The 1364-nt window shown below is 67.7% G+C and carries 3 protein-coding genes; all 3 read left to right on the forward strand.

Annotation, left to right across the window (positions count from 1 at the left end; genetic code table 11):
• On the forward strand, nt 1-470 hold a 470-nt coding region (locus tag ACFHNC_RS24635; RefSeq protein ID WP_437171877.1), incomplete at its 5' end, for a hypothetical protein.
• A 1-nt stretch (nt 471) separates the two neighbouring features.
• Nucleotides 472-858, forward strand: coding sequence for a transposase (locus ACFHNC_RS24640; RefSeq protein ID WP_437171878.1), 387 nt, complete (start codon nt 472-474; stop codon nt 856-858).
• Nucleotides 837-1364, forward strand: a 528-nt coding sequence (locus tag ACFHNC_RS24645) for an IS3 family transposase (protein WP_437171879.1), incomplete at its 3' end; no start/stop codon positions are given. The genes ACFHNC_RS24640 and ACFHNC_RS24645, both read left to right, overlap by 22 nt.

A 1364-nucleotide genomic window follows, 5' to 3' on the forward strand; every position in this document is an offset into this window, starting at 1 on the left:
CCAAGATGGAGGCCGCGAAGGATGACGCGGACGGCGCCGAACTGCTGTTCCGGCTGCGGCTGGTGGACCTGCCGCCGGACCCGGACGGCGACCCGCGCACCACCTGCATCGCGGAGGAAGCCGAGGGCGGGGCGAAGCGCCGGAAGCCGCTGCCGGCCACCGCGAAGGCCGCGCTGTCCGCGCTGTCGAACATCATCCTCTTGTCGGGTGAGCCGATCCCGCCGGGCGAGCTGATGCCCCTCAAGGCCAAGGGGGTGCGGGAGGGCATGTGGCGGGCGGAGTGCGAGGCCCGCCGCCTTTCCATGGCCGAGAGCGACAAGGACCGCGAGCGGGTGTTCCGCCGCGCCGCCGCCGACCTCCGCAGCGCGGGTGAAATTGCCATGCGGGACGGGTGGGTGTGGCTGCTGCGGACAGGGGATGACCAGTCCAATGGAGTGCGCCCCTGCGGGTGGACAGGATGGGCGATTTGAATTGACCCTCCTGGTCGGGCTTCCGGAGGATGGAAGTCATGACGAAGCATCGGTCGCCAGCGCCGCGTTCAAGCGGCAGGTTGCTGAGGAGTGCATCGCGGGGGAGACGCTGCACGCCCTGGCGCAGCGGCACGACATCTCGCGGCAGTTGATCCGGATCTGGGTCGGTAAGTTCGAGGCAGGCGCGCTCGATGGCGACGTGCAGGCAGCGGATCTCCTGCAGGAATACGAGGCCAGGATCGCGGCGCTCGAGCGGATGGTCGGGCGGCAGGCGCTGGAGATCGAGCTGCTAAAGGGGGCTTTGAAGCATGCTCCCCGGCCGAGAAGCGCGAGCACCTCCGTCGTCACCGGCCCCGTGGCCTCTCCATCAGCCGAGGGTGCGCGATAATGGGCCTCCCGCGCTCCACCTTCTATGATCCTTCGCCTGCGACGCTGGATGCAGACGAGGTCCTCGCCCGGATCGGTGCGATCTGCGACGAGTTCGAGTGCTATGGCTATCGTCGTGTGGGGGCCGCGCTGCGGCACCAGGGCATCGTGGTAAATGGCAAGAAGCTGCGGCGCCTGATGCGCGAGCACGAACTTCAGCCCAAGCGACGGCGACGTTATGTCGTGACCACCGACAGCGGCCACGGCGGGCCGATCTACCCGGACCTGGTCAAGGATGTCGTGCCCGATGGCCCGAACCAGCTGTGGGTCGCAGACCTGACCTACGTCGCCATTCCTGGCAGCTTCGTCTACCTGGCCGCCATCCTCGACGCCTGGTCGCGCAAGGTTATCGGCTATGCAATCAGTCGGTCGATGGATGCCCGTATTGCCGTTGCCGCGTTGAAGGCGGCGGTTCGCGGTCGCAGCCAGCCCAAGGGCTGCATTCATCATTCCGACCGCGGATCGCAA

It is taken from the genome of Falsiroseomonas sp. E2-1-a4, assembly GCF_051433165.1.
Lineage (GTDB): Bacteria > Pseudomonadota > Alphaproteobacteria > Acetobacterales > Acetobacteraceae > Falsiroseomonas.